6 protein-coding genes and 1 pseudogene are annotated in these 5,531 nt (G+C 66.6%); 4 read left to right on the forward strand and 3 right to left on the reverse strand.

Translation table 11 applies throughout. The features are described from left to right. A pseudogene (locus tag MLGJGCBP_RS15405) lies at nucleotides 1–198 on the reverse strand (TetR/AcrR family transcriptional regulator); the annotation flags it as partial. Nucleotides 199–531: 333 nt separating this feature from the next. Here MLGJGCBP_RS15405 and MLGJGCBP_RS15410 point away from each other — a divergent pair. After that, nucleotides 532–978 (forward strand): SRPBCC family protein, encoded by a 447-nt coding sequence (locus MLGJGCBP_RS15410; RefSeq protein ID WP_160096658.1) that lies wholly within the window; start codon nucleotides 532–534, stop codon nucleotides 976–978. A 170-nt stretch (nucleotides 979–1,148) separates the two neighbouring features. Here MLGJGCBP_RS15410 and MLGJGCBP_RS15415 read toward each other — a convergent pair whose 3' ends face one another. Together MLGJGCBP_RS15415 and MLGJGCBP_RS15420 are read right to left on the reverse strand one after the other, a co-directional pair. Further along, entirely contained in the window at nucleotides 1,149–2,252 is a 1,104-nt protein-coding gene (locus MLGJGCBP_RS15415; RefSeq protein ID WP_160096659.1) for a glycosyltransferase, read from the reverse strand. An 83-nt stretch (nucleotides 2,253–2,335) separates the two neighbouring features. Further along, entirely contained in the window at nucleotides 2,336–3,475 is a 1,140-nt protein-coding gene (locus MLGJGCBP_RS15420) for a helix-turn-helix transcriptional regulator (RefSeq protein ID WP_160096660.1), read from the reverse strand. 140 nt (nucleotides 3,476–3,615) lie between these two features. Here MLGJGCBP_RS15420 and MLGJGCBP_RS15425 point away from each other — a divergent pair, with 140 nt between their 5' ends. The 3 genes from MLGJGCBP_RS15425 to MLGJGCBP_RS15435 all read left to right on the forward strand — a co-directional run bounded on the left by MLGJGCBP_RS15425 (nucleotide 3,616) and on the right by MLGJGCBP_RS15435 (nucleotide 5,437). Next, nucleotides 3,616–4,074 (forward strand): SRPBCC family protein, encoded by a 459-nt coding sequence (locus tag MLGJGCBP_RS15425; RefSeq protein ID WP_160096662.1) that lies wholly within the window; start codon nucleotides 3,616–3,618, stop codon nucleotides 4,072–4,074. Between the two features lie 37 nt (nucleotides 4,075–4,111). After that, nucleotides 4,112–4,912: a DUF5602 domain-containing protein gene (locus MLGJGCBP_RS15430; protein ID WP_160096663.1), complete on the forward strand. Its 801-nt coding sequence runs from the start codon at nucleotides 4,112–4,114 to the stop codon at nucleotides 4,910–4,912. A gap of 75 nt (nucleotides 4,913–4,987) precedes the next feature. Beyond that, nucleotides 4,988–5,437, forward strand: coding sequence for an SRPBCC family protein (locus tag MLGJGCBP_RS15435; RefSeq protein WP_160096665.1), 450 nt, complete (start codon nucleotides 4,988–4,990; stop codon nucleotides 5,435–5,437). Nucleotides 5,438–5,531 lie beyond the last annotated feature (94 nt).

Consider the following 5,531-nt stretch of genomic DNA (forward strand, 5'->3'; position numbering starts at 1 on the left):
GCCGTCCCGGTTGCCGAACTTGCGCTGCACCGTCTTGATCGACACCCCGGCCCGGTCCGCCACCCGTTCCAGGGTGATCTCGTCCAGCCAGTACTCCCGGTACAGCTCCAGGGTGGCGCCCATGATCCGCTCCGTGGTCTGTGCCGCCGATTGCGCCCGCGCCACCATCCGGTACGGGCGCGGCGAGCCCGCTTTCATGTCCACAATTCTGGACCTCAAATTGTCGGTAGTCAACTGCGGCTGCTGTTGCCTCGGCATGGTCGGTGTCGCCCCAGTGGCCGCGGTCAGCGGCCGGAGGCTCGGCGCTTCCGTCCCGTTCGACGACCGCGTCGATGATGGCGAGCGGTCGCCCCACACACGGTGCGGTTGACCATGGCCGCGGGTGTCAACGGCGTTTCGGCAACAGCGAACCGGGTAGTCCCCAACCGATCACCGAGTGCCATCCAGGTCTTCCCCTCCGCCACACCGGCCGGGGGAACGCCTGCACGGTGCAGTTCACACCCATTTTTCCAACCGAAGGAATTGAGTGCCATGCCGGTCGTCGAGCAGTCCGTCGTCATCTCCCGCCCCGCCTCCGAGGTGTGGGACTTCATCACCGTTCCGGAGAACTGGCCGACCTGGGAATCGTCGATAGTCGAATGCGACCAGGTCACCGACGACCCGATCGGGGTCGGCACCCGATGGCACGGGGTGACCCGAATACTGGGCAAGCGGTTCGACTGGATGACCGAATTCACCGAATATCAGGCGGCGAAGGTGGGCACCTCCAAATCGGTGGAGGGCAAGTTCGAGTTCACCGCGACCACCAAGCTCGAGGAGGTCGACGGCGGCACCCTGTTCACCTACCGGGTCGACAGCGAGACGGGCCTGGGAGGAGTTTTCGGCAAGCTCGCCGACCCCATCGTCGCCAAGGCCTACTCCCGCACCATGCGGGCCAGCCTGGACAACCTCGCCGACCTGCTCACCGCCGACAGCTGACCCGCCCCACACCGGTCCGTCCAGGGAAGAATGCACGAAACACTCACGGCGACACCGTAAGTCCGACCCGCTGCAGGTGAGCCCTCCAGCCCCCAATCACGGCCCCTCACCGGCAGAGAGCCCGGCATCCCTTGCCGACCTCCCGACACCCCCGGCAGGTCCGCCCGAGCTCACCGGTCGATCAGCTTCAGGAGCCGATCTGCGGCGACCGAGGCCCCGTCGGTGGCTCGGATTCGGGCGCCGAGCTTCGCGGCCGCGGCGCGATTCCTCCCGGACTGCAGGAGTTCGTCGAGAGCATCGCGAATCTGGCTGGGTGCGGCGTTCTTGCGGAGGACTTCGGCGGCTCCCAGTGCTGCGACCGTCTTGCCGACCGTCGGTTGGTCGGTCAGCGGGGACATCGGCATGATCAACATCGGGAGTCCGTGGGCGAGGGCGCGAAACGTGGTGCCGTGCCCGCCGTGCCCGACCACGGCAGAGCACGTGGGCATCAACTCGGTGTGTGGAATGTATCGGTGGATTGTGGAATTGGCGGATGCTCGTAGTCCTGTCGGATCGACGGCGGGGCCGGTCGTCACCACCAGTTCGACGTCCATGTCCGCGGTGGCGTCGAGGATGTTCTGCAGGGCACTGCGCTGACCGGGGAAGCCGCCCGTGCTGAGGCTGGCCAGCACGAGCGGCGGAGTACGGCCCACTGCCGCCGCCTTCGCATCGTGTATCGCGCCGGTCCAGATCACCTGGGTGTCGTCGGCCCGTCCGCCGGCGGGGTCGAGGTCGCGGTACGAGCACACCAGCGCGAGGTCGGCCTGCCGCCAAAGTCGGCGGGGTCCCAGTCCCCTCAACCGGGCGATGATTCCGAACGGGCCGTGTCGGAACATCCCGTCCAAGCACCCGTAGAACGTCGGGAACAGCGCGACGTGGCGCAGGCCCGCACGCCCGGCCGCGTCGAGCGCATTGAACAGCAGGCAGTCGATCACCACCAGGTCGGCCGGGTCGTCCCGCACCACGTCCAGCAGGTCCTGCCTGATCCCGGGGTGTGTCGTCATCGCGGCTAACTGGGTGAGGATGTTCCATGTGCTCAGGTCTTCGTGCGGAGTCCATCGGGGCGAGTTTCGGAAACCACGGAATTCGAATCCGGCCTCGTCGACGACCGTTCGCTGCGCCCGGTGAGCGAGGACGCGAACCCTGTTCCCGCGGCGGAGGAGTTCTTGTCCTATCCGCACGGTGAGCGGGATGTTTCCGCCGGCGTCGAACGTCACGATCAGAATGTCGGACATGACAATGCCTTTCGAGCCCTCATCTCAGCAGGGTAGCGATGAGTCCTGTTCCGCTGCCGGAGCGTGCTGAGTCCGAGGCCCCATCAGGTCCGTTGCACCCCGGCGGTGACGCTTCCTCTCTGGGCGAACCAGCCGTCCGGTCCGACCGGTGAATCGTAAACCGGCAGGTAATGGGTGAAAAACAGCTGCGCGACCAGTTCCTGGCGGCTGTTCACCCCGGTCTTGGCGTAGATGCTTTTCAGGTGGTCCTGCACCGTGTAGGGGCTGACGAACAGCCGGTGCGCGATCTCCACGCGTGTCCGGCCGGCGAGGACCTGTTCGAGCACCTCCGCCTCGCGGGCCGTCAACCCGTGGAGGGCAGTCAGCAGCGAGACGATCTCCGCGGGTCCCGCCGGTTCCAGTGTGACGACCACACGCCCCGCTGTGCCGCGGCCGTCGAGTTTCCCGGCGCGGATGACGACCCAGTCGCCGTCGATCGTTCGGGCCCGCGTGACCGTGGCCGCTGTCCCCGAGTTCCGCAATCGCTCCGCCGCGAACACGGCGGGAACCATCCGGGATCCAGACTCGTCACCGATCCGATCGAGGTACTCCACCGCCGGTGCCGTCGCCGACTCCACCTCGCCGTCCGGCCCGACGATCACCACTGCCGGCCCACCGGATACCTCCGTGAGCACCCGGGGTGCTTGCCGGAGCAACGACAGGCGAAGCCCCTCGCCGATCGCGCGGGCAGCACCGGCGAGAACCCGAACCTCCTCGCCGCGGAACGGCCGTCCGGGGCCTCGTATCACCACCCCGGCACCCCAGCAAAGTTTGTCGCGGCCGCGGACGACGAACCGGATCTCATCGTCCATCCCCATCGGTTCGAGGATCTCGAGATAGGGCGGTGCGTGCCGGATATCGCCGTCGATGGCGTCGCGGATCGTCTGAACCCCGACCGGAGTGCGGGCCAGCTTACCGATGGCGTTCGCGTACGGCGACGGGCCGTATTCCAACCGGGCAGCAGTTTCCACAGCATGGCTCGGTAGAGCGTCGGCGCCGATCGTCGTCTGGCACGTGGGTATCAGCGTGGCCGGGTCGACCGTCCCGAGCAGGGCGAAGTCGTAGGGGATGCGGGTGCGGATCGCGTCGAGGACTGCGTGCCGGAACTCCGCGGTGTCGGCGGTTCCGATCGCCGCATCCCGCACGCTCGAGCGCAGGGATTCGGCCTTCCGCACCGCCGTCATGGACCCAGTATGCGCTGGTCGGGGGCACGCTTGATACCCCCCACGTGAGGGATGGTCCGGGGACGCACCACCGACCCACACTGGATGCACGGATCACAAGGTCCGCACACCACGCAAAACCGGGACACGGGAGTTGTGTCATGATTCGGACTGTTCACGCCGAGATGGTATTCCCCTTCGACCCCGATCAGACCTGGGATTTCTTCTTCGCAGATCAGGGGCAGCATCTGGTGAACCTATCGAAACAGGTTGCGGCGGTGCGTGACTACCACATCCGCGCCGACGGCACACCCCGATATTCGATGGACCTGCGCATCGGTCCGCTGACGGTGTCCGGCACGTCGGACTACACCGTGTTCGATCGCCCCCGGCGGACCGTCAATGCCGTGCTCAGCGAACCCTTCGGGGGCGTCTACGAGATGCGCTTCGAGCCGGTGGTGTTAGGCACCCGCGTGAGCACCGAGTGGACGGTGGAGGCGACGACGCACCTGGGCGGACTGCTGTTGCCGATGGTCGCTCCGCTGCTCGCCCGTGCACTGCGCGCGGATCTCGTGACGATCGCGAGGCGCGCATGCAAAGAAAGCCTGTGCGGACCCTGAAAGGCTCCCGCACCGACCTCGACAAGGTGGCCACATCATGCGACATCATCGAATGCACCGCTCCCTGGGACTGGCGCTCGCGGCCTGCGTAACCGTGGCCGGATGCAGCGCAGCCGCCGCCGGCCCGGAGGAGATCCGCACGTACTTCAGCTCGTCTGCGAGCGTCGGCCATGGCGCGGTGAGGACCTACACCACCGTGGGCCCGAACGGTGACCCGACCGGGGTCGGTATCCGGATGTCGGCGACCGCACTGGACGGGCTGCCCGACACCGGTGCGATGTTCATGCTGGGCTTACCCGAGCAGGCATCGGCGACGGTGTTCGACCACGTCATGCTCAACTGGAACCCGCACGGGCACGAACCCGAGATCTTGTTCGGCAAACCGCATTTCGACATGCACTTCTACATGACCGACATGCCCTCGATCGAGGGGATCGATCCCGGCGCACCGGAATACGCTGCCCGCGCTGCGCATCTTCCCGACGCCAAATACATCCCCCGTGATTACATCACCCCGCCGGGGCCGCTGGCCTCCCAGCTGGCGGTGCCGTTCATGGGTGTGCATTGGATGGACGCGACCGCCGGGATGATCCCGGGCGTCTATGACTTCACCCAAACGTTCATCAACGGGTCCTGGGACGGGAACTACACCTTCATGGAGCCGATGATGACCCGCGCATGGCTGCTCACCAGGCCGACTGTTCGTGAGGGCATCAAGGCGCCGCTGGCCTACCAGCACACCGCCTACTATCCCACCGTCTACAGCGTCCGATTCGACCACCAGGCGCAGGAGTTCGACGTCGCCCTCGCGGGAATGACCCTGCGCCACAAGTCGTGACACCCAAGGCCGGGCCTATTACTCCGCACCACTTGTACATCTCCGCATCCGCCACCATCCATTTCAGGAGTCATCATGATCGTCACCGAGGAGTCCGTCGCCATCGACCGCCCCGCCCAGGATGTGTTCGGCTTCTTCCGCGACCCCGACAACATCACCCTCTACGCCACCAATGTGCTCTCCTACGAACAGGTCTCCGGGGAGCCCGGCACGGTCGGTGCCATCACCCGCGGTGTGGTCAAGGTCGCCGGCCGCCGGCTCGAGATCACCGAGGAACTGACCGGTGTCGAGCAGGGCAAGTATCTGCGGCGCCGCGGCACCGACAGCCCGGTCCCGTACGAGACCGAAACCCGGTTCGACCCCACCGACCGGGGTACCCGGGTCACCTTTCACCAGGAATCCGGGTCCCTCGGTGGCGTATTCGGCACCCTCGCCGACACCATCGTCGCGACACTGTATGCCCGCGACGTCCGCAGCAACCTCGAGCACGCGAAAACACTCCTCGAAGCAGGCGACCCGCAATGAGCACCGATCGGGCCGCACCCGCCGACACCCGGATGATGGGGATCCTGCACGACGCCCTGCGCCGCGACCTGGGACGGGCCCGCACCGTCCTCAC

Source organism: Rhodococcus sp. T7 (assembly GCF_009872365.1).
Taxonomy (GTDB): domain Bacteria; phylum Actinomycetota; class Actinomycetes; order Mycobacteriales; family Mycobacteriaceae; genus Rhodococcus_F.

Coding starts and splice junctions, on each gene's coding strand:
- MLGJGCBP_RS15410 (WP_160096658.1), top strand. CDS start 532: ATGCCGGTCGTCGAGCAGTCCGTCGTCATCTCCCGCCCCGCCTCCGAG.
- MLGJGCBP_RS15415 (WP_160096659.1), bottom strand. CDS start 2,252: ATGTCCGACATTCTGATCGTGACGTTCGACGCCGGCGGAAACATCCCG.
- MLGJGCBP_RS15420 (WP_160096660.1), bottom strand. CDS start 3,475: ATGACGGCGGTGCGGAAGGCCGAATCCCTGCGCTCGAGCGTGCGGGAT.
- MLGJGCBP_RS15425 (WP_160096662.1), top strand. CDS start 3,616: ATGATTCGGACTGTTCACGCCGAGATGGTATTCCCCTTCGACCCCGAT.
- MLGJGCBP_RS15430 (WP_160096663.1), top strand. CDS start 4,112: ATGCGACATCATCGAATGCACCGCTCCCTGGGACTGGCGCTCGCGGCC.
- MLGJGCBP_RS15435 (WP_160096665.1), top strand. CDS start 4,988: ATGATCGTCACCGAGGAGTCCGTCGCCATCGACCGCCCCGCCCAGGAT.